The sequence below is a fragment of the Gammaproteobacteria bacterium genome (genome assembly GCA_017999615.1).
Classification (GTDB): Bacteria; Pseudomonadota; Gammaproteobacteria; order JAABTG01; family JAABTG01; genus JAGNLM01.
In genome coordinates this window covers 192,532-213,371 of the sequence record JAGNLM010000001.1, presented here as the reverse complement: position 1 = coordinate 213,371, position 20,840 = coordinate 192,532, and the positions used below count along the sequence as shown (strand labels likewise).

General features: G+C 71.1%; 17 protein-coding genes. 11 read left to right on the top strand and 6 right to left on the bottom strand.

Annotated features, from left to right (window positions below):
• Window positions 1–28 precede the first annotated feature (28 nt).
• From atpB to mnmG, 6 genes are all read right to left on the bottom strand, one after another.
• Window positions 29–877, bottom strand: a complete 849-nt coding sequence (atpB, locus tag KA217_00985; GenBank protein MBP7711028.1) for a F0F1 ATP synthase subunit A — start codon at window positions 875–877, stop codon at window positions 29–31.
• Window positions 874–1,305, bottom strand: a complete 432-nt coding sequence (locus KA217_00980; GenBank protein MBP7711027.1) for an ATP synthase subunit I — start codon at window positions 1,303–1,305, stop codon at window positions 874–876. Before KA217_00980 ends, atpB begins: the two co-directional genes overlap by 4 nt.
• Before the next feature lie 173 nt (window positions 1,306–1,478).
• The gene (locus KA217_00975) at window positions 1,479–2,354 is read right to left on the bottom strand and encodes a ParB/RepB/Spo0J family partition protein (GenBank protein ID MBP7711026.1); all 876 of its coding nucleotides are present in this window, start codon (window positions 2,352–2,354) and stop codon (window positions 1,479–1,481) included.
• Window positions 2,355–2,520: 166 nt separating this feature from the next.
• Entirely contained in the window at window positions 2,521–3,306 is a 786-nt protein-coding gene (locus tag KA217_00970) for a ParA family protein (GenBank protein MBP7711025.1), read from the bottom strand.
• An 11-nt stretch (window positions 3,307–3,317) separates the two neighbouring features.
• Window positions 3,318–3,956 carry a 16S rRNA (guanine(527)-N(7))-methyltransferase RsmG gene (gene rsmG, locus KA217_00965; GenBank protein ID MBP7711024.1) on the bottom strand — a complete coding sequence of 213 codons (639 nt, stop codon included), beginning with the start codon at window positions 3,954–3,956 and terminating at the stop codon, window positions 3,318–3,320.
• A gap of 28 nt (window positions 3,957–3,984) precedes the next feature.
• Window positions 3,985–5,889: a tRNA uridine-5-carboxymethylaminomethyl(34) synthesis enzyme MnmG gene (gene mnmG / locus KA217_00960; protein MBP7711023.1), complete on the bottom strand. Its 1,905-nt coding sequence runs from the start codon at window positions 5,887–5,889 to the stop codon at window positions 3,985–3,987.
• 101 nt (window positions 5,890–5,990) lie between these two features.
• Between mnmG and KA217_00955 the strand changes: the two genes are divergently transcribed.
• The 11 genes from KA217_00955 (at window position 5,991) to KA217_00905 (ending at window position 20,840) form a co-directional block, all read left to right on the top strand.
• On the top strand, window positions 5,991–6,800 hold the full coding sequence (locus KA217_00955) for a glutamate racemase (protein MBP7711022.1): 810 nt from the start codon (window positions 5,991–5,993) through the stop codon (window positions 6,798–6,800).
• Window positions 6,801–7,147: 347 nt separating this feature from the next.
• Window positions 7,148–9,064 (top strand): biosynthetic arginine decarboxylase, encoded by a 1,917-nt coding sequence (gene speA, locus KA217_00950; protein ID MBP7711021.1) that lies wholly within the window; start codon window positions 7,148–7,150, stop codon window positions 9,062–9,064.
• 86 nt (window positions 9,065–9,150) lie between these two features.
• Complete coding sequence (glyQ, locus tag KA217_00945; GenBank protein MBP7711020.1) at window positions 9,151–10,092, top strand: glycine--tRNA ligase subunit alpha; 942 nt, start codon at window positions 9,151–9,153, stop codon at window positions 10,090–10,092.
• Window positions 10,085–12,154, top strand: a complete 2,070-nt coding sequence (locus KA217_00940) for a glycine--tRNA ligase subunit beta (GenBank protein ID MBP7711019.1) — start codon at window positions 10,085–10,087, stop codon at window positions 12,152–12,154. Before glyQ ends, KA217_00940 begins: the two co-directional genes overlap by 8 nt.
• Window positions 12,155–12,163: 9 nt before the next feature.
• Entirely contained in the window at window positions 12,164–12,721 is a 558-nt protein-coding gene (gmhB, locus tag KA217_00935) for a D-glycero-beta-D-manno-heptose 1,7-bisphosphate 7-phosphatase (GenBank protein MBP7711018.1), read from the top strand.
• 72 nt (window positions 12,722–12,793) lie between these two features.
• The gene (locus KA217_00930; GenBank protein MBP7711017.1) at window positions 12,794–13,549 is read left to right on the top strand and encodes a 1-acyl-sn-glycerol-3-phosphate acyltransferase; all 756 of its coding nucleotides are present in this window, start codon (window positions 12,794–12,796) and stop codon (window positions 13,547–13,549) included.
• Between the two features lie 88 nt (window positions 13,550–13,637).
• Window positions 13,638–14,039, top strand: a complete 402-nt coding sequence (locus KA217_00925) for an SCP-2 sterol transfer family protein (GenBank protein ID MBP7711016.1) — start codon at window positions 13,638–13,640, stop codon at window positions 14,037–14,039.
• Window positions 14,040–14,124: 85 nt separating this feature from the next.
• Window positions 14,125–15,297, top strand: a complete 1,173-nt coding sequence (locus tag KA217_00920) for an efflux RND transporter periplasmic adaptor subunit (protein ID MBP7711015.1) — start codon at window positions 14,125–14,127, stop codon at window positions 15,295–15,297.
• Window positions 15,298–15,399: 102 nt separating this feature from the next.
• Window positions 15,400–19,233: an efflux RND transporter permease subunit gene (locus KA217_00915; protein MBP7711014.1), complete on the top strand. Its 3,834-nt coding sequence runs from the start codon at window positions 15,400–15,402 to the stop codon at window positions 19,231–19,233.
• Window positions 19,234–19,433: 200 nt separating this feature from the next.
• Complete coding sequence (locus tag KA217_00910) at window positions 19,434–20,081, top strand: hypothetical protein (GenBank protein MBP7711013.1); 648 nt, start codon at window positions 19,434–19,436, stop codon at window positions 20,079–20,081.
• A gap of 63 nt (window positions 20,082–20,144) precedes the next feature.
• Entirely contained in the window at window positions 20,145–20,840 is a 696-nt protein-coding gene (locus KA217_00905) for an AAA family ATPase (GenBank protein ID MBP7711012.1), read from the top strand.

Below are 20,840 nucleotides of genomic sequence, written 5' to 3'. Positions count from 1 at the left end.
CCTCTGTCTCAGGAATCGAACAACCCAATCAATGCGCCGCCTGCTGCTCGCTGGCCAGGGCCAGGAAGACGATGGTCAGCAGCATGAAGACGAAGGCTTGGAGCAGCACCACGAGGATGTGGAAGATCGCCCAGGCACCCCCCGGGATCCACTGGATCCACCAGGGCAGCAAGGCGATCAGCAGGAAGATGAGCTCGCCGGCGAACATGTTGCCGAACAACCGGAGCCCGAGGCTCAACGGCTTGGCGAGCTCCTCGATGATGTTCATCAGGACGTTGAACGGGGCCGCGTACTTGCCGAAGGGGTGGGTCAGGAGGTGATGCCCGAAGCCCGCCAGGCCCTTGCTCTTGATGTGGAAGCCGATGATGAGGAGGAACACCGAGAGGGACAGCCCGAAGGTCGTGTCCAGGTTCGTCGTCGGCACCATCTTCAGGTAGATGTGGTGCGGGTCGAGGCCGAAGAAACGCTCGCCGATGAGCCCTGCGATCCAGCCGCTCAGGTCGACCGGCAGGAGGTCCATGGAGTTCATCAGGACGACCCACACGAAGATCGTCAGGGCGAGCGGCCCGACCAGGGGGCTGGCGTGCGGGAAGATGTCCTTCACCTGCTGGTTGACGAACTCGACCACGACCTCGATCACGTTCTGCAGGCCGCCGGGCCGCTCCAGCTTCAGGTTCCTGCCGACCTTCCAGGCGATCAGCATGAAGACGCTGGCGAGCGCCAGCGACACCAGGAAGGTGTCGAGGAAGAAGACGGTGAAATCGACGAGATCAGCGGGGCGGTGAGTTGCGGGGTCGCACCCGACGCAGGCGTTGGTCAGGTGGTGCTGGATGTAGGCGACCGGATCGAAGGCGCCGTGCGTCGCTGCCTCGCTCATCCCCACTTCTCCACGCGGGCTCCCGCCCTCTCGACGCCGGACCGCGCGATTGCGCCGGCGATGTAATACGCCAACTGGGCCAGCCCGAACCCGACCAGTACGCCCGGCGCGGGCAGCGCCAGGTGCCCCATAGCCAGCCAGAACATGCCCAGTACGAACACGAAGCGCTCGACCGCCCCGGCGTACAGCGAAACTGTCTCCAGTCCGGGGCTGGTCCGACCCAGCTCAGCCGTCCTGCGCAGGCGCCTCCCGAGCAGCCAGGCGCTCACGAGCGCCACCGCACCGCCGAAGGCAACGCCCAACGCAGGCTCGCGTCCCCAACCCAGGAACGCGACCAGCGCCGCGCCCGCCACGATCGAAAACTGCACCAGCAGCAATCGGTAGACGTCGCTCGCCTTGAGCTCGAGGGAACGAGTCACGGTGACCATTCTTTCTTCTTTGCTGGCCCGCGACCCCAGGTTCCACAGCCGGCGACAGCCGCACGCCCCGTTCAGGAGCCGCGCCGACGCCGGTCCCCGCGAAAGCGGCGGCGAGTATAAGTTAATTCTGAATCACTGATCAACGGGCCCGGAGGCCCGCCGGTCCCGCCCCGGTCAGGCGCTCAGCGGATGTGGGCGAGGATGCCGTCGAGCTCGTCCAGGCTGTTGTACTGGATGACGAGCCGGCCCCTGCCCCGGGAGCTGTGCTGGATGTGCACCCGCGCGCCGAGGCGCTGGGCGAGGTCGTCCTGGAGACGCCGGGTGTCCGCGTCCAGGGAGGCAACGGATTTCCCGATCGCCGGCTCCTGCAGCATGCGCTGCACCAGCCGCTCGGTCTCCCGCACCGAGAGCCCGCGCGCCACCACGACCCGGGCGGCCTGGGCCTGCGCCTCGCCGCCCAGGGCGAGGAGCGCCCGGGCGTGGCCCATCTCGATGTCGCCGTTCTCGAGGAGCGTGCGGACCTCGGCCGCGAGGTCCAGCAGGCGCAGGAGATTGCTCACCGCCGCGCGCGAGCGGCCGACCGCGTCCGCGGTCTCCTGGTGGGTCAGCTCGAACTCCTCGATCAGGCGATTGAGGGCGCGCGCCTCCTCGATGGGGTTCAGGTCCTCGCGCTGGATGTTCTCGATGAGCGCGATGGCCACCGCCGCCTGGTCCGGGACTTCGCGCACCACCGCCGGGATCCGATCGAGCCCCGCGATCTGCGACGCGCGCCAGCGGCGCTCCCCCGCGATGATCTCGTAGCGCTCGCCCCCGAGCAGGGGCCGGACCACGATCGGCTGCACCACGCCCTGGGCCCGGATGGACGCCGCGAGGTCCTCGAGCGCCGCCGGGTCCATGTCGGTGCGCGGCTGGTAACGCCCCCGCTCGATGAGGTCGAGGGGCAGCTCCCGCAGGCTGCTCGCGGCCGGCTCTTCCTCCGGCAACGGCTCACCCGGTGCGCCGAAGGCGCCGCCGAGCAGCGCCTCGAGTCCCCGCCCCAATCCTCGCCTCTTGCTCACCTGGAACCCCCCCGGGCCCGCGGACACGGCCTGCCGTGGGGCAGGCCGGCGGCTTCGCCAGCGCTCGCGGGCGGCTGCCGGCCGGAACTATAGCACCGCCGATCCAAAAGCCAACGGGCCCGGACCGTCCTCACTCGAGGCTCGGACCTCACGCGAGGCTCGGACCTCACGCCGGGCTCGGGACCGCCACGCCCTCCCGGCGCAGGATCTCGCCGGCGAGCGCGAGGTAGGCGAGCGCCCCCTTGGACGCCCGGTCGTAGAGCAGCACGGGCAGGCCGTGGCTCGGGGCCTCGGCCAGGCGCACGTTGCGCGGGATGACGGTGCGGTAGACCCTGTCGCCGAAATGGCTGATGAGCTGCTCGGAGACCTGGTTCGCGAGGTTGTTGCGCACGTCGAACATGGTGCGCAGGAGCCCCTCGATCTTCAGCGCCGGATTGAGGTAGCGGCGGATCTTCTCCACCGTGTCCATGAGCGCCGAGAGCCCCTCGAGGGCGTAGTACTCGCACTGCATGGGGATCATCACGGTGTCCGCGGCCACCAGTGCGTTCACGGTGAGCATGCTGAGCGCCGGGGGGCAGTCGATGAGGACGTAGTCGTACTCGTCCCGGATGGGCTCGAGCCCGTGGCGCAGGCGCACCTCGCGCCCCACCTCGTCCAGCAGGCCGACCTCGGCGCCGGTGAGGTCGCCGTTGCTCGGGAGCAGGTCGTAGTGGGTCTGGGGCAGCCGCACGCGGATGTCCGCCGCGCTGGCCTCGCCCATCAGGAGGTCGTAGGTCGTGCGCTTGCGCGCCCGCTTGTCCACGCCGCTGCCCATGGTCGCGTTGCCCTGGGGGTCCAGGTCGACCAGCAGGACCCGCCGGCGCGCCGCGCCGAGCGAGGCGGCCAGGTTCACGCTGGTGGTGGTCTTGCCGACCCCGCCCTTCTGGTTCGTGATCGCGATCACGCGCGCCATGTCAGCCCCCTTCACCGGCCGGGGCCTGCGGCGGCCTCGACCTGCACGACCACGAGGTGGCGCTCCGCGCCGAGACCCGGCACCTGCAGGCGGTGCACCGAGACGGGTCCGGGCGGGTCCACGAGCTCCGCAAGCTCCGCGTGGGGCAACACCCCCTTCAGCGCCAGGATACGCCCTCCCCGCCGGACGAGCCTCGCGGCCTGCCGCACCACCTCCGCCAGCGGCGCCCAGGCCCGGGCGGTCACCGTGTCGTACGGGCGGTCGGGGCGGAAGTCCTCGACCCGGGACTGGACGACCTCCACGTTCTTCAGCCCCAGCTCCAGCACCACCTGGCGGCAGAAGCGGGTCTTCTTGCCGGCGCTGTCGAGGAGCGTCCACATGCGCCCGCCGTCCGCCACCGCCAGCACCAGCCCCGGCAGACCCGCGCCGGTGGCGACGTCGAGGCAGCGCTCGCCGCGCACGTACGGCGCCACGGCCAGCGAGTCCAGGAGATGGCGAGTCACCCTCTCGCCCGGCTCCTTGACCGAGGTCAGATTATAGGCGCGGCCCCAGTGTTCCAGTAACCGCAGGTATCCGAGGAGGTCCTCCACCTGCCGGGCAACCAGCGCGATCCCCAGCTCCGCCGCCCCGGAGACGAGCTGCCGGCGCAGGTCGAGCTCGTCATCCACCGCGGAGGAGTCACTCACCCGCCCCGGCCTCCGGCCGGCCCGCGGGCGGGCGCTTGCGCAGGTGGACGAGGAGCAGCGAGACGGCGGCCGGCGTGACCCCGGGGATGCGCGAGGCGTGGCCGAGGGTCACCGGCCGCTGGGCGGCGAGCGTCTGGCGGACCTCGAACGAGAGCCCCCGGACCTCCCCGTAATCCAGGTCCTCGGGCAGTGCCAGGTCCTCGTGCCGGCGCTGGCGGGCAACCTCCCCTTCCTGGCGCTCGATGTACCCGTGGTAGTGCGCCTGCACCTCCAGTTGCTCCGCGACGCTCGGGTCCGCGACACCGGGCCCGGCGCCGGGGAAGGTCATGAGGGCCCGGTAGCTCACCTCCGGGCGGCGCAGCAGGTCGAGGAGCGAGCTGTCCCGGGACGGCGCCTGGCCGAGGACGGCCAGCGCCTCGACGCTCGCGAGGGCCTCGGGGCGCAGGCGCGTCTCCCCGAGCCGTTGGCGCTCGCGCTCCAGCGCCTCGCGCCTGGCCTCGAACGCGCCCCAGCGCGCGTCGTCGACCAGCCCGAGGGCGCGCCCGGCGGGCGTCAGACGGAGATCGGCGTTGTCCTCGCGCAGCAGCAGCCGGTACTCGGCCCGGCTCGTGAACATCCGGTAGGGCTCGCGGGTGCCGCGGGTGACCAGGTCGTCGATCATCACCCCCACGTAGGACTCCTCCCGCCGGGGCCACCAGGACTCGCGGCCCTGCACCCGCAGCGCGGCGTTCACCCCGGCCACCACGCCCTGCGCGGCGGCCTCCTCGTAGCCCGTCGTGCCGTTCACCTGCCCGGCGAAGAAGAGACCCTCCACCTGGCGTGTCTCGAGCCAGGGCCGCAGGTCCCGCGGGTCGAAGAAGTCGTACTCGATGGCGTAGCCGGGGCGGGTGATGTGCGCCTCCTCCAGGCCCGGGATGGAGCGCACCAGGGCGTACTGGACGTCGAACGGCAGGCTCGTCGAGATGCCGTTCGGGTAGAGCTCGAAGGTGTCCAGCCCCTCGGGCTCGAGAAACACGTGGTGGCTCGGGCGCTCGGCGAAGCGCACCACCTTGTCCTCCACCGACGGGCAATAACGGGGCCCCACCCCCTCGATGCGCCCGGTGAAGAGCGGCGAGCGGTCGAGCCCGGCGCGGATGACGTCGTGGGTGCGCTCGTTGGTGCGCGTGATCCAGCAGGGGACCTGACGGGGGTGCTCCGCGGCGCTCCCGAGGAAGGAGAAGACGGGCGCCGGGTCGTCCCCCGCCTGGACGGTGAGCCGCGAGAAATCCACCGTGCGTGCGTCGATCCTCGGCGGGGTGCCGGTCTTCAGGCGCTCGACCCGGAAGGGCATGTCCCGCAGGCGCGCGGCGAGCGCGGTGGCGGGGGGGTCACCCGCGCGTCCCCCGGGGTAGCTCGTGAGTCCCACGTGGATCTTGCCCGCGAGGAAGGTGCCCACCGTGAGCACGACGCAGGGGGCGTCGAAGCGCAGGCCAATCTGTGTGATGACCCCGGCCACGCGGCCGCCCTCGACGACCAGGTCGTCCACCGCCTGCTGGAACAGGGTGAGGCCCGGCTGGCTCTCGAGGGCCCGGCGGACCTCGCGCTTGTAGAGCTGGCGGTCGATCTGGGCCCGCGTCGCCCGGACGGCCGGCCCCTTGCGCGCGTTCAGGGTCCGGAACTGGATCCCGGCGCGGTCGGCGGCGCGCCCCATGAGCCCCCCGAGGGCGTCCACCTCGCGCACGAGATGGCCCTTGCCGATCCCACCGATGGCGGGGTTGCAGCTCATCTGACCCAGGGTCTCGACGTTGTGGGTGAGCAGCAGCGTCCTCGCGCCGGCCCGGGCCGCGGCGAGCGCAGCCTCGGTGCCGGCGTGGCCGCCGCCGATCACGATGACCTCGAAGGAGTGCGGGTGTCTCAAAGGCAGCAGCGACTCGAAGGAAGCAGGGACCCACCGGAAGGGCGATTGGGAGTTGGCCCGATTTTCCCTAGAATCGGGTCTCCCCCTCAACCGGCGCCGTCATGACTGCAACTGCCAAGCTGCCCATCGGGGTGTTCGACTCCGGTGTGGGCGGCCTCACGGTCGTCCGCGCTCTCATGGAGCGCCTGCCCCTCGAGAGCATCCTGTACTTCGGCGACACCGCGCGGGTCCCCTACGGCGTGAAATCGGTGGCGACCATCGAGGCCTACACCGCGCAGATCACCGACTACCTGCTGGAGCAGGGCGTGAAGATGCTCATCATCGCCTGCAACACCATGGCGGCGGTGGCCTCCCACGTGGTCAAGGAGCGGGCCGGGGGCATCCCGGTGCTGGACGTGATCGAGGCCGGCGCCCGCGCCGCGGTGCAGGAGTCGCCCGCGCGCGCCATCGGGGTCATCGGCACCCCCACCACCATCGACAGCAACGCCTACGCCCGCCGGATCCACGCCCTCGACCCGCACGTGCGGGTGTACTCCCAGGCCTGCCCCCTGCTCGTGCCCCTGGTGGAGGAGGGCTGGCTCGACCACGCGGTGACCCACCTGACCGCCCAGGAGTACCTGCGCCCGGTGGTCGCCGAGAACGTGGACGCACTCGTGCTCGGGTGCACCCACTACCCGCTCTTGAAGCCCCTGCTGCAGGAGGTCGCGGGGCCCGGCGTCCGGCTCGTGGACTCGGCCATCACGGTGGCCGAGCAGGCGGCCCGCACCCTCACCGGGCTCGGCCTCGCCAACCCGGGGGACACCCTGCCCACCTACCGCTACACGGTGACGGACGTCCCCCTGCGCTTCCAGACGATCGGGGAGCGCTTCCTCGGCCGCTCCCTCGGGACCGTGGAACGGGTGCAATGGTAGACCCTGGGGGCGCTCGGCCTCCCAGCGCCTCTCGGGGGACCCGCGGCCGGGCGTGAGGCTCAGGACGTCTTGTTGGACTTCTTGGCCTTCTTCTCCGCCCGCTTCTCCTTCAGGGTCTTCGTGGGCTTCTTCTTCGGCTCTTTCTTGATGTCTTCGTTCTTGCTCACGGGTTTCTCTCCTTCCACTTGCGGCCGGCCGGGCGCACCGCTGCGGCGCACACCGGCGCCCACCCGCATGATACGGGGTCCGCGCGAGCCATCGTAGGGGGGGCTTTCTCCGGGCCGCGGCCCCCGGAGCCACAGGCCCCCCGGGAGCATGGGCACCGTGCGCCCCCCGGGTGCCGTAGAATGATCCGGGGCCAGGGGAGGAAACGAGTGGACAGAGCCGACTGGACGATCGCCCGCGCGCGGGAGGTTTACAACATCGACGACTGGGGCGAGGGCTACGTCGACATCGGCCCGAACGGACACCTGGTGGCGCGGCCCCGCGGCACCCGCGACCCCCGCACGGTCGACCTGCACACGCTCGCCCGGGAACTGAAGGACCTGGGGCTCTCCCCCCCGGTGCTGGTGCGCTTCACCGACATCCTCCACGACCGCGTCGACGCCCTGTGCGGGGCCTTCGCCGCCGCCATGCAGGAGGTGGACTACCAGGGCAGCTACACGGCGGTCTACCCCATCAAGGTCAACCAGGAGCGCCGGGTGGTCGAGGCGATCATCGGCCACGGCGCCGGGCGCATCGGCCTGGAGGCCGGGAGCAAGCCCGAGCTGATGGCGGTCCTGGGGCTCGCGCCGGCCGGCAGCACCATCGTCTGCAACGGCTACAAGGACCGGGAGTACGTGCGCCTCGCGCTCCTCGGCCGGCGCCTCGGGCAGCGGGTCTACCTGGTGGTCGAGAAACCCTCCGAGCTCGAGACGGTGCTGCGGGAGAGTGCGGCGACCGGCATCGAGCCGCTGCTCGGGCTGCGCCTGCGGCTCGCCTCGGTGGGCAAGGGCAAGTGGCAGAACACCGGCGGCGAGCGCTCCAAGTTCGGGCTGTCGGCCGAGCAGGTGCTCGCCATGATTGCCCGGCTCGGGCGCGAAGGGATGCTCGGCGTGCTCCAGCTCATGCACTTCCACATGGGCTCCCAGATCGCCAACGTGAGCGACATCCAGCACGGGCTGCGCGAGGCCGCCCGGTACTACGCGGCGCTGCGCGAGCTCGGGGCCGACATCCGCGTCGTGGACGTGGGCGGCGGGCTCGGCGTCGACTACGAGGGCACCTCCTGCCGCAGCTTCTGCTCGGTGAACTACTCGGTGCAGGAGTACGCCAACAACGTCGTGTACGCCCTGCGCGACGTCTGCGAGGAGGCGGGCCTGCCGCACCCGGACCTGATCACGGAGTCCGGCCGGGCGATGACCGCCCACCACGCCATGCTGATCACCGAGGTCCTGGACGTCACGCCGGCCCCGGGCACGGAACCTCCCCCGCCCCCGGCAGAGGCCGAGCACCGGCTCATCCAGGAGCTCTGGAACACCTACGAGGGCCTGTCGCACCGCAACAGCGTGGAGGCCTTCCACGATGCCGCCCACGGCCTGGAAGAGGCCCAGTCGCTCTTCACCCACGGCGTCTTCGACCTCGCCCAGCGGGCCCGCGCCGAGGCGCTCTACTTCGCGATCGGCCAGCGCCTGCGGGGGCTCCTCTCGGCGCGCAGCCGCGGCCACCGGGAGCTGCTCGACGAGCTGAACATCCGCCTCGCCGACAAGTACATCTGCAACTTCTCCCTCTTCCAGTCGATCCCGGACGCCTGGGCGATCGACCAGATCTTCCCCATCGTGCCCCTGCACCGCCTGGACGAGCGCCCGGACCGGCGCGGGGTCGTCCAGGACCTCACCTGCGACTCCGACGGCCAGGTCGACGTGTACGTCGACGGGGCGGGCATCGAGGCGACCCTGCCCCTGCACGCGCGCCGCCCCGGCGAGCCCTACCTGCTCGGGATCTTCCTCGTGGGGGCCTACCAGGAGATCCTCGGCGACGTGCACAACCTCTTCGGGGACACCCACTCGGCGAACGTGGAGCTCGGCGGCGACGGCTACCGCGTGGCCGAGCCCCGCTTCGGGGACGCCGTGCGCGACGTGCTCGGCTTCGTGGACCTGGACGCGCAGCGGCTGGTCGCGGCCTACCGGCGGCTCGGGGTCGAGGCCGGACTCGACCGCACGGAGCTCGAGGCGCACCTCTCCGAGCTGCGCGCGGGCCTCGAGGGGTACACCTACCTCGAGGAGTGAGGGGCCCGCGTGACCCCGCGTGACCCCGGGAGAGCGCCGCCGCTATACTCCAGGACCTCGCGCCGCGACGGATCGGAGGCATTCCCTTGCCCGCCAGCACCACACCCCACCCCCCGGTCGACGTCCGGACGTTCCAGGGGCTCGTCCTCGGCCTGCAGCAGTACTGGGGCCGCCTCGGCTGCGTCCTGCTGCAGCCCTACGACCTGGAGGTCGGGGCCGGAACCTTCCACCCCGCCACGTTCCTGCGCTCCATCGGCCCCGAGCCCTGGCGCGCCGCCTACGTGCAGCCCTCGCGGCGCCCCACGGACGGCCGCTACGGCGAGAACCCGAACCGCCTGCAGCACTACTACCAGTACCAGGTGGTGCTGAAGCCCTCCCCGCTCGAGATCCAGGAGCTCTACCTGGACAGCCTGCGCATGCTCGGCATCGACCCCCTGGTGCACGACATCCGCTTCGTGGAGGACAACTGGGAGTCGCCGACGCTGGGCGCCTGGGGCCTCGGCTGGGAGGTCTGGCTGAACGGCATGGAGGTCACGCAGTTCACCTACTTCCAGCAGGTGGGCGGCCTCGACTGCCGCCCCGTCACGGGCGAGATCACCTACGGCCTCGAGCGCATCGCGATGTACCTCCAGGGGGTCGAGAGCGTCTACGACCTGACCTGGGCCGAGGGTCCGCTCGGCCGGGTGACCTACGGCGACGTCTACCACCAGAACGAGGTGGAGATGTCGACCTACAACTTCGAGCAGGCCGACACCCGGGCGCTGTTCGCCTGGTTCGACACCTGCGAGGGCGAGTGCCTGCGGCTCATCGAGGTGGGGCTGCCCCTCCCAGCCTACGAGATGGTCCTCAAGGCCTCGCACACCTTCAACCTGCTCGACGCCCGCCGCGCCATCTCGGTCACCGAGCGCCAGCGGTTCATCCTGCGGGTGCGCACCCTCGCGCGGGCCGTCGCCGAGGCCTACTACAAGGCCCGCGAGGCCCTCGGCTTCCCGATGCTCGCCGGCTCCCGGGGGACCCGCCATGGCTGACCGTGACCTGCTGATCGAGATCGGCACCGAGGAGCTGCCGCCAAAGGCGCTCCAGGGCCTGGCCGAGGCCTTCCGGACCGGTGTCGTGGCGGGGCTCGACCGCGCCGAGTTGGCCCACGGCGAGGTGCGCGCATTCGCCACCCCGCGCCGGTTGGCCGTCCTCGCGCGCCAGGTCGCCGACCGCCAGCCCGACAAGGCCGTGGAGCGTCGGGGGCCGGCGCTGCGCGCCGCCTACGACGCCGAAGGCCGGCCCACGCAGGCGGCCCTCGGCTTCGCCCGCTCCTGCGGCTTCGACATCGCCGAGGTGCAGCGGCTCGAGACCGACAAGGGCAGCTGGCTTGTGCACCGCAGCACCCAGGTCGGGGCCCCGGCCGTGAGCCTGTTCGCCGGGATCGCCGAGGAGGCGCTGGCGCGCCTGCCCATCCCGAAGCGCATGCGCTGGGGCGATGGGGAGGTGGAGTTCGTGCGCCCCGTGCACTGGGTGGTCCTGCTCTTCGGCGGGGACGTGGTGCCCGCTGAGGTGCTGGGCGTGCGCGCGGGGCGCGAGAGCCGTGGCCACCGCTTCCACCACCCCGGCCCGGTGACCCTGTCCTCGCCCGGCGAGTACGCCGAGCGGCTGGAGGCCCCCGGCCGGGTGCTGGTCGACCTCGGGGCGCGGCGCGAGCGCATCCGCCGGCAGGTCGAGGCGGTCGCCGCCGACCTCGGCGGGCGCGCGGTGATCGACGAGGCCCTGCTCAGCGAGGTCGCCAGCCTGGTGGAGTGGCCCGTGGCCCTCGCGGGCGGGTTCGACGCGCGCTTCCTCGAGGTCCCGGCCGAGGCCCTCATCGCCACCATGAAGGGCAACCAGCGCTACTTCCACCTGGTCGACGGGAACGGGCGGCTCCTGCCCCACTTCATCGCGGTGGCGAACGTGGAGAGCCGGGACCCGGGCGCGGTGCGCGCGGGCAACGAGCGGGTGGTGCGCCCGCGCCTGGCGGACGCGGACTTCTTCTGGAAGAAGGACCGCGCGGCCCCGCTCGCGAGCCGCGCCGAGACGCTCGGCGGGGTCGTGTTCCAGCAGCGCCTGGGCACCCTCCTCGACCGCACCCGCAGGATCGCCCGGGTGGCGGGCGGCATCGCCCGGGAGCTCGGCGTCGACCCGGCCCTGGCCGAGCGGGCCGCCGCGCTCTCCAAGTGCGACCTGGTCACCGAGATGGTCGGGGAGTTCCCCGAGCTCCAGGGGGTGATGGGGCGGCACTACGCCCTGCACGACGGCGAGCACCCGGAGGTGGCCACGGCCATCGACGAGCAGTACCTGCCCCGGTTCGCGGGCGACGCGCTCCCGGCGACCACGACCGGTCAGATCCTCTCCCTGGCCGACAAGCTCGACACCCTCACCGGCATCTTCGGCATCGGGCAGAGCCCCACCGGGGACCGGGACCCCTTCGGGCTGCGGCGCGCGGCGCTCGGGGTCGTGCGCATCCTGATCGAGCGCGGGCTGGACGTCGACCTGCAGGCGTTGCTGTTGCTCTCGGCCCGGACCTACGACCTGTTCGAGGCCGAGCCGGTCGCCGAGCAGGTGCTGGAGTTCGCGATGGAGCGCCTGCGCGCCTATTACCTGGACGCGGGCGTCGCGCCGGACACCTTCGAAGCGGTGCTCGCCCGCCGCCCCACCCGCCCGGTGGACTTCGACCGCCGCGTACGGGGCGTCGGCGCGTTCCGCCGACTGCCCGAGGCGGCGAGCCTCGCGGCGGCCAACAAGCGCATCCACAACATCCTGCGCCAGGCCGGCGAGGCCCCCGAGGGCGGCGCGGACCCCGCGCTGCTCGAGGCCCCCGCGGAGCGCGAGCTGGCACGGGTCGTCGCCATAATGGCCCGGGAGGTGCAGCCGCTCCTCGCCGCCGGCGAGTACCCCGAGGCACTCACCCGCCTCGCGGGCCTGCGGGAGGGCGTCGACCGATTCTTCGACGAGGTGATGGTGATGGTCGACGACGAGCGGGTGCGCAGGAACCGGCTGGCCCTGCTGGCCGAGGTCAACGGGCTGTTCCTGCGCGCCGCGGACATCTCCCGGCTGCAGGCCTGAGACCCCAGCGTGCAACTCGTCATCCTCGACCGCGATGGAGTCATCAACCAGGACTCCGACGGCTACGTGAAGTCACCGGCGGAGTGGCACCCGATCCCGGGGAGCCTCGACGCCATCGCGCGCCTGAGCCGGGCCGGCTACCGGGTGGTCGTCGCCACCAATCAGTCGGGCATCGGGCGCGGGCTCTTCGACGTGGAGACCCTGAACGCCATCCACGACCGGATGAAGGGCCAGCTCGCGGAGCTGGGGGGCAGCATTGACGCCATCTTCTTCTGCCCCCACCGCCCGGAGGACGACTGCGCCTGCCGCAAGCCGAAGCCCGGCCTGCTGTTGGAGATCGCCTCGCGCCTGCGGGTTCCGCTCACCGGCGTCCCGGCGATCGGGGACTCCTACCGGGACGTGGAGTCGGCCGTGGCCGCCGGGGCCCGGCCCATCCTCGTGCGCACCGGCAAGGGCCACAGGACTCTGGCCGAGAAGGGACCGCTCCCCGGGGTGGAGGTCTTCGACGACCTGGGGGCGGTCGTTTCCCATCTGCTCTCGCCGGCCGCGGGGCCGGCCCCGGGGTAGGGAGCGACGGTGGCCGAAGCACCCCGAGACCCGGCACGCCAGGCCCCCGGGACCCCGGGCCCGACGGGGGTCCTGCTGCGCTCGCTACTCTTCCTGACGGGCCAGTACATCTCCCTGGTGCTGTTCGCGCCGTTCGCCTTGCTCACCTTTCCCCTGCCCCTCGCCACCCGTTACCGGGCGGTCAGCCAGTTCGCCCGCTTCAACCTCTGGTGGCTGGAGAAGACCTGCGGGCTCGGCTTCGAGGTGGCGGGGCGCGAGCACATCCTGTCCACCCCCGCCATCGTCATGGCGAAGCACCAGTCGGCGTGGGAGACCATCGCCTTGCAGGTACTGTTCCGCCCCCAGACCTGGGTGCTGAAGCGCGAACTGCTCTGGATCCCGATCTTCGGCTGGGGGCTCGCCCTGCTCGAGCCCATCGCCATCGACCGGCGGGCCGGCCGCCGGGCCATGGACCAGGTGCTCGCCCAGGGCGCGGATCGCCTGGAGCGCGGGGTCTGGGTGGTGGTCTTCCCGGAAGGGACCCGGGTGCCCCCCGGCACGCGCGGGCGCTACCACACCGGCGGGGCGCTGCTCGCCGAGCGCACGGGCCGGCCAGTGGTCCCGGTCGCCCACAACGCCGGGGAGTTCTGGCCCCGGCGCAGCCTGCGCAAGTACCCCGGGACGGTCCGGGTGGTGATCGGACCGCCGATTCCCTCGGCGGGACGCCGTGCCGCCGAGATCCTGGCCGACGTGGAGAACTGGATTGAGGGCACCATGGCCCGCATCGAGGGTCCCCGGGCGCGAGGGGAAGACCCCGCAGCGCCTGCCGAGCGGCCCGGGGCCCATTGAAAAAGCCCCCTGTATACACTAATTTACTCGGCTTTCCCGACCACGGCGCGCCCCGCGTCCGGCGAGTCGGCATTGAGGAGAGAGACCGATGGCAGACCTGTTTTCCGATGCGTGGATGAAGGCGTTTGCTGAGCAGTGGAACGCGGACCCCGACCTGGGTGGGGCCCTGGAGAAGATCGGCTTCAAGTCGAACGTGGCCTTCGGGTTCGACGGTGAGGCCGCGCCCCGCGGCGTGCTCGTGGTCGAGAACGGCAAGGTTGCGCAGGCCGGCGCGTACAATGGGGAGCCCCTGAACTGGGACATGCGCGCCAGCCCGGAGAACTGGGCCAACTGGGCCGCCAAGGGCCTCAGCATGATGGGCCTCGGCGTCGCCTACACCACCCGCAAGATGAAGTTCGAGGTGGGTGACTACAAGGCGATGATGAAGGACCCGCGCATGACCGGCCCCTTCATCAAGTGCTTCACGGCGATGGGGAAGGTGAAGGTCTGAGCTGTATCCAGGGCTGGGGGGTCGTGCACCCCCCGGCCGGTTCGATTGCGGGGGTGCCGGGATGCGTTTCCCACGGGCTGGGTCAATGGGGGCGTTGCTGGGCTCGGTGCTCACCGCGAGCGTTCTGGCCCAGGGACTCGGCGTGGGTGACGGGGGCCGCATCGTGCCCGTGGAGGCGCGCAGCTCCCAGGCCACGGTGACCCTCGGTGGGACGGTCGTTCCCTACAAGGAGGTGGCCCTCGCCGCCCAACTCCCCGGCCGCGTGATCTTCCTGGCCGGCACGGAGGGCGACACCTTCAAGGAGGGTGCGCGCCTCGTCGAGCTCGACGACAACGAGCTGCGCGCCCAGCAGCAGGCCGCGTTCGCCTCGCTGAGAGACGCCGAGGCGACGATGCGCAACGCCGGAATCCAGTACGAGCGCGAGCTCATCGCGCCCCAGCGCCAGTCGCCCTCCCAGATGCCCGGGATGGGCCTGCCCTCCCTGTTCGACCAGTTCGTGACCCGGCCCATGGGTGGCATGATGGGCCAGGGCAACCCGGCGCTCGAGCGCTCGGCGGACCTGTACGGTCACGGGATCCAGATCGAGCAGGCGCGCAACGCCTACCTGAAGGCCCTCTCCCAGGTGCAGCAGGTCGAGGCCAAGTTCCGGGACGCGAAGTCGATCGCGCCCTTCGACGGCATGATCATCAAGAAATTCGTGGAGGTCGGGGACACCGTACAGCCCGGCCAGCCGCTGCTCCAGTTCGCCGACACCCACTACCTGCAGGTCCAGGTGGAGGTCCCGTCGCGCCTGATGCCGGGCGTCCGGGATGGGATGTGGCTGCGCGCGAAGCTGGACATCCGCAACACCTGGGTGGACGTCCGGGTGGCGCAGATCTTTCCGATCGCCGATCCCCAGCGGCATACCGTGCGGGTGAAGCTGGACCTCCCCACCTCGGCGCCCGCCGCGCCGGGGATGTACGCGGAGGTGATGGTCCCGGACGTGGACGCGCCGGTACGCACCGTCGTGATCGTGCCGAACGCCGCGATCAGCCAGCGGGGCAGCCTGCCCATGGTCCACGTGGCCCGGGACGAGAAGAACAGAGAGCTGCGCATCGTGCGACTGGGCGAGCGAGTGGACGCCTACCACACCACGGTGCTGTCGGGCCTGCAGCCAGGGGAGATGGTCTACATCGACGCCGACAAGGGGGCCAGCTGGAATCCCGGCCCGGCCCCGAGTGGCTCGCACTACCGGGATTCCGCTTCACCCGGTTACTGACGACCGCGCCCCTGCGCAAGCCGACCGGACCGATGGGGCCTCCCCGGGAGGCCCGTCGGCCTTTTCGGGAACGGGGGCACCGGCCCCGAGACGCGAGCGACCATGGCTGAGCATCCTGACGCCCCCCGTACCCCAGGCCGCCCGGCCCGTTCCGCGCCCCCCCTGCCCGGCGAGAGCCTCGGTATCGCGGGGCGGCTGACGCAGGCCTTCATCAACTCCCCGCTCTCGCCCCTCCTGTTCATGGTCATGCTGTTCATGGGGCTGCTCGGGCTCGCCGTGACCCCGCGCCAGGAGGACCCCCAGATCTCGGTGCCCCTGGTGGACGTCTTCGTGCAGTACCCGGGCGCCTCCGCCGCCCAGGTCGCCGCCCTCGCCATCGAGCCCCTCGAGCGAATGATGAGCGAGATCCCCGGCATCGAGCACATCTATTCTGCGACCCAGCGCGGGCAGGGGATGGTGACGGCGCAGTTCTTCGTGGGCGAGGACCTCGGGGCGTCGATCGTCAAGGTCCACGACAAGATCCAGTCCAACATGGACAAGGTCCCGTCGGGCGTACTGCCGCCGCTCGTGAAGCCGAAGGGCGCCGACGACGTGCCGGTGGTGACGCTCACCCTCTGGTCGCGCACGGTGGACGACGGCGCCCTGCGCAAGCTCGGGCTCGACGTGCTCCAGGCATTGAAGGAAGTGCCCAATACCGGACAGGGGTTCCTCGTGGGCGGGCGCGCAGACCAGGTGCGGGTGGAGGTCTTCCCCGAGCGCCTCTCGGGATACGGGATCAGCCTGGACCAGGTCGCGAACACCATCCGGACCGCCAACTCCGAGCAGCGGGCCGGCAACCTCGAGTCGTCGGACACTCACTTCAGCGTCGTCACCGGGGCGTTCCTGCGCACACCGGAGGACATCGCCCGGCTCGTGGTGGGCAGCCGCAACGACGTGCCCGTGTACGTGCGCGACATCGCGCGGGTGAGCCAGGAGCCGGAGGACACGAGCCAGATCGTCGAGTACTACAGCGCACCTGCAGGCAAGCACCCGGTCGAGGCGGCCGGGGCCCCCGCGGTGACCGTGGCGCTCGCCAAGAAGGAGGGCAGCAACGGGGTCGAGGTCGCGCACGCCATCCTCGGCCGGCTCGAGGCCCTGAAGGGAGTGCTCATCCCGGACAACGTCCAGGTGTCCCTCACCCGCAACTACGGGGAGAGCGCGAACGACAAGGTGAACGAGCTGATCGCGAAGCTCTTCAAGGCCACCGGCTTCGTCTTCATCCTGGTCCTGCTTGCCTTCCGCGCGCTGCGCCCCGCGCTGGTCGTGCTCCTGGTCATCCCCGTCGTCATCCTGTTCACGGTGTTCGCGGCCTTCCTCATGGGCTACACGATCGACCGCGTCAGCCTGTTCGCCCTCATCTTCTCCATCGGCATCCTGGTGGACGACGCCATCGTGGTGGTGGAGAACGTCTACCGGCGCTGGCTGGAGGAGGGAAACACCTCGGCGGAGACCGCCGTCGACGCGGTGCGCGAGGTGGGTAACCCCACCATCCTCGCGACCTTCACGGTCGTCGCCGCCCTGCTCCCCATGGGCTTCGTGACCGGCATGATGGGGCCCTACATGGAGCCGATCCCGGCCCTCGGCTCCGCGGCCATGGTCTTCTCGCTCCTGGCGGCGTTCGTGTTCACCCCGTGGTGGGCGATGCACCTGAAGCCCCCCATGGCGTACCTGCGCACGGCGGAGAGGCGCGAGCACGAGACGAGCGAGCGGCTGGACAAGCTGTTCCGGGACATCCTGGTGCCGCTCATCCACGACCGCCGCAAGCGCATCGCCTTCCAGGCGGTCCTCTGGGGCAGCCTGCTGGTGGCCCTCTCGTTCTTCTACACGAAGTGGGTGACGGTGAAGATGCTGCCGCTCGACAACAAGTCCGAGCTCAGCGTCGTCATCAACATGCCCGAGGGGACCGCGCTCCCCGTCACCGCCAACCTCACCCGGCGCCTGGCGGAGATCGTGCGCCAGCGGGTGCCCGAGGTCACCGCGCTCCAGACCTACGTGGGCACCGCCCGGCCCTTCGATTTCAACGGCATGGTTCGCCACTACTACCTGCGGGACAAACCCTGGCAGGCGGAGATCCATGTCCAGGTCACCCACAAGAGCCAGCGCCACCTGACCAGCCACGACCTGGCGGTCGCGGCGCGCGAGTGGCTCACGGAGCCCGCGCGCGCGGCCGGCGCCCGGATCGCCGTCGTGGAGATGCCCCCCGGCCCGCCGGTCCTGCAGACCGTCGTCGCCGAGGTCCACGGGCCGGACCCCGCAACCCGGCGCCGGGTCGCGGCCGACCTCACCGAGATCTTCGAGCGGGCCCCGAACCTCGGGGACGTGGACAACCAACTGGAGGCCCCCTACGCCTACTGGCGGTTCGAGGTGGAGACCGAGAAGGCGGTGCGCCGGGGGATCTCGGTCGACACCATCAACCGCAACCTGGCGATGGCCATGGGCAACTACAAGCTGGGGGACATCAAGGGCGCCCGCGCCCTGGAGCCGACCCACATCGTCATCCAGGTCCCGCTCGCCCAGCGCTCCCAGGTCAACCGCTTGAGCGACCTCCCCATCCCGACGGCCACCGGCGGCACCGTGCCGCTCGCCGAGCTCGGCCGCTTCGTGCAGGTGCCCGAGGATTTCACCATCTACCACAAGGACCTGCGGTCCGTGGAGTACGTGACCGCAGAGAGCGTGGGCCGGCTGGCCGCGCCCATCTACGGCATGCTCCAGGTGGAGGACCTGCTCCAGGGCTACCGGTCTCCGGACGGTCACCCGGTGAGCGGCAGCTTCTTCGGCCCGCCCGAGAGCGACGGCCGCTCGGGCTTCGAGTGGACCGGCGAGTGGACCGTCACCTACGAGACCTTCCGGGACCTCGGGGTGGCCTTCGCCGCGGCGCTCCTGCTCATCTACGTCCTGGTGGTCTGGGAATTCGGCGACTTCCGGATACCCGCCCTGATCATGGCCCCCATTCCCCTGACCCTCCTCGGGATCATCCCCGGCCACTGGCTCTTCGACGCGGAGTTCACCGCTACCTCGATGATCGGCTGGATCGCGCTCGCCGGCATCATCGTGCGCAACTCCATCCTGCTGGTCGATTTCTCCATCCACGCCGTGCGCCGGGGGTTGTCGGTCGAGGAGGCGGTGATCCAGGCCTGCAAAACCCGCACGCGCCCCATCCTCATCACCGCCCTCGCGCTCGTGGCCGGGGCGAGCGTCATCCTGGGCGACTCCATCTTCAAGGGCATGGCGGTCTCCCTCGCCTTCGGCGTCATCGTCTCGACCCTGCTCACCCTGGTGGTCATCCCCATCGGCTGCGTGAACGCCGAGGACGCCCTCAAGCGGCTCGCCTTCAGCGGCACGGGGGGACAATCCCCGGCCAGGCGGCCCCCCGCCCCGGGGCGCCTCTCCGCCTATCCCGCCCTGGTGAAAGCGCGCCGCCGGTTGGGGGTCATCACCACGGAGGTCCGGGAGCAGGCCTTGGCCCTCTGGGAGCAGGTCTCGGTCCCCTTGCGCAGGGCGGCGGGACGCGCGGTGCGGCGGGTTGCGGTCCTGTCCCGGCACACGATCCGGCACTGGCGCTCCCGGCTGGCCTCGGCGGTTGCGGTCCCCCAACAGCCGGGACCCGCTGAGCCCGCACCCGCTGCGCGCGCCCCTCGTTCCGCGCCGGCACCCCGCGCGCCCCGCCCCTCCCCCACCCCGCCGCCTGCCCCCGCGCCGAAACCAGCCAGCCTGGAGCCGAGGCCGGCTGCGCCCGAGCGGAGGCCGCCCGCGCCGGGGCCAAAGACAGAGGCGCCGGAGCCCAGGTCGGCCCAGCCGGAGGCGAAGTTGGCAGGGTCCCGCAAGCGGCGCGGGATCCGGCTCAAAGAGAAGGTGCCCGGGCTGGAGGAAGAGCCCCCTGAGAACGGGGGCGAGTGAGCGGGCGAGGCCTGTCCGTGCCGGGCTTGTCCCCGGGAGGCACCTGCCCTGGACAGACACCGGCCTATCGCCAAGAATGTAAAATCACGGCCCGCAGCGATTCGAAGAAAAAGAGGCGCGGGCGGGGCCCACCCCATTCGGCTTCGCCGGCACCACGTGCGACAGCCAGGTTTTTGAAGAACGTAACGGAGAGAAGCAACATGCGTACAAGGTTTCTCGCACTCGCGGCCCTGGCACTTCCGTTGACCGGAGTGTGGGCGGCGCCTTCGGACGTGGACTTCTCGGCCACGGCGGTACAGACCATGCCGCAGAAGGGCACGGTGACCGGCAAGCTCTACGTGTCGAAGAACAAGATGCGCCAGGAGGCCGTGCAGGAGGGGCAGACCCGCATCACGATCACCGACGGGGAAAAGAACACGGCGTGGATCCTGAACCCCGACCGCAAGGAGTACGTCGAGATGAAGGGACCCGGGGCGGGAACCGCCGCGGCGGGCCGGCCCCCCATGCCGGACGAGGCCGGGCACCCCTGTCAGCAGAAGGACAGCGGGCTGAAGTGCACCAAGCTCGGCAGCGAGAGCGTGAACAGCCGGGCCACCGACAAATGGGAGGTGATCGCGGTCCAGGGCAAGGACTCCTTCCGCTCGGTGATGTGGGTGGACCAGCGCCTGCGCACACCGATCCGGGCGGAGTTCCAGGGCGGCGCGCAGACCGAGCTGCGTGACGTGACGGAGGGCCCGCAGCCGGCGGACCTCTTCGTCGTGCCCGCCGACTACAAGAAGGTCGAGCTGCCCCAGCGCCCGCCCCAGGGTCAGGCCGGAGCGCCGGCCGCGCCCCACGCGGTAAAGTGAAGGACAGTCCGTCCGTGGGGCGGGCAAGCCTCGCCCCACGGGCAAGCGAGCGGTGACGCGCGCATGATCACGGTGATCGGCAATCTGAAGGGCGGCTCGGGCAAGAGCACCGTCACCTTCAACCTCGCGCTGTGGCTCGTCTACCACGACGCCAACGCGGTCGCGTTCGACCTCGACCCCCAGGCGACGCTGAGCGACGTGGCCGAGGTCCGCCGCGAGGAGGGCTTCGAGCCCCCCATCACGGTCTACCGCGCCGAGAACGACCCGGCGGCGATCCTGCGCCGCCACGGCGGGGAGGTCCTGGTGGACGTGGGGGCCTCCAACCTCTGGGCGATGCGCCAGGCCATCAACATGGCTGACCGCATCCTCGTCCCGGTGACCCCGAGCCAGGCCGACATCTGGTCCACGCAGCGATTCCTCAACATCATCGTGGAGGCGCTGCGCAGCGACCGGCGCCCCGAGATCCTGACCTTCCTGAACCGGGCCGACACCCACATCTCCGTTCGCGAGTCGAACGAGGCCGAGGAGGCGTTGAGCTCGCTGCCCGGCGTGACGGCGCTGCGCACGCGCCTCGCCCAGCGCATGATGTTCCGCCGCTCGTTCAGCGAGGGCCTCGCCGTCTTCGAGCTGGAGCCCTCCGGCAAGGCGGCATGGGAGTTCAACCGGCTCGCCTCGGTCCTCTATCCCCACTTCGTGAAGCAGCCCGCAGCGCGCAGGGGCCAACGGCGGCCGCAGCGCGAGCAGGTCCCGGAGCACTGA

Coding starts and splice junctions, on each gene's coding strand:
- atpB (MBP7711028.1), bottom strand. CDS start 877: ATGAGCGAGGCAGCGACGCACGGCGCCTTCGATCCGGTCGCCTACATC.
- KA217_00980 (MBP7711027.1), bottom strand. CDS start 1,305: ATGGTCACCGTGACTCGTTCCCTCGAGCTCAAGGCGAGCGACGTCTAC.
- KA217_00970 (MBP7711025.1), bottom strand. CDS start 3,306: ATGGCGCGCGTGATCGCGATCACGAACCAGAAGGGCGGGGTCGGCAAG.
- KA217_00955 (MBP7711022.1), top strand. CDS start 5,991: ATGACTGCAACTGCCAAGCTGCCCATCGGGGTGTTCGACTCCGGTGTG.
- speA (MBP7711021.1), top strand. CDS start 7,148: ATGATCCGGGGCCAGGGGAGGAAACGAGTGGACAGAGCCGACTGGACG.
- KA217_00940 (MBP7711019.1), top strand. CDS start 10,085: ATGGCTGACCGTGACCTGCTGATCGAGATCGGCACCGAGGAGCTGCCG.
- KA217_00925 (MBP7711016.1), top strand. CDS start 13,638: ATGGCAGACCTGTTTTCCGATGCGTGGATGAAGGCGTTTGCTGAGCAG.
- KA217_00920 (MBP7711015.1), top strand. CDS start 14,125: ATGGGGGCGTTGCTGGGCTCGGTGCTCACCGCGAGCGTTCTGGCCCAG.
- KA217_00915 (MBP7711014.1), top strand. CDS start 15,400: ATGGCTGAGCATCCTGACGCCCCCCGTACCCCAGGCCGCCCGGCCCGT.
- KA217_00910 (MBP7711013.1), top strand. CDS start 19,434: ATGCGTACAAGGTTTCTCGCACTCGCGGCCCTGGCACTTCCGTTGACC.
- KA217_00905 (MBP7711012.1), top strand. CDS start 20,145: ATGATCACGGTGATCGGCAATCTGAAGGGCGGCTCGGGCAAGAGCACC.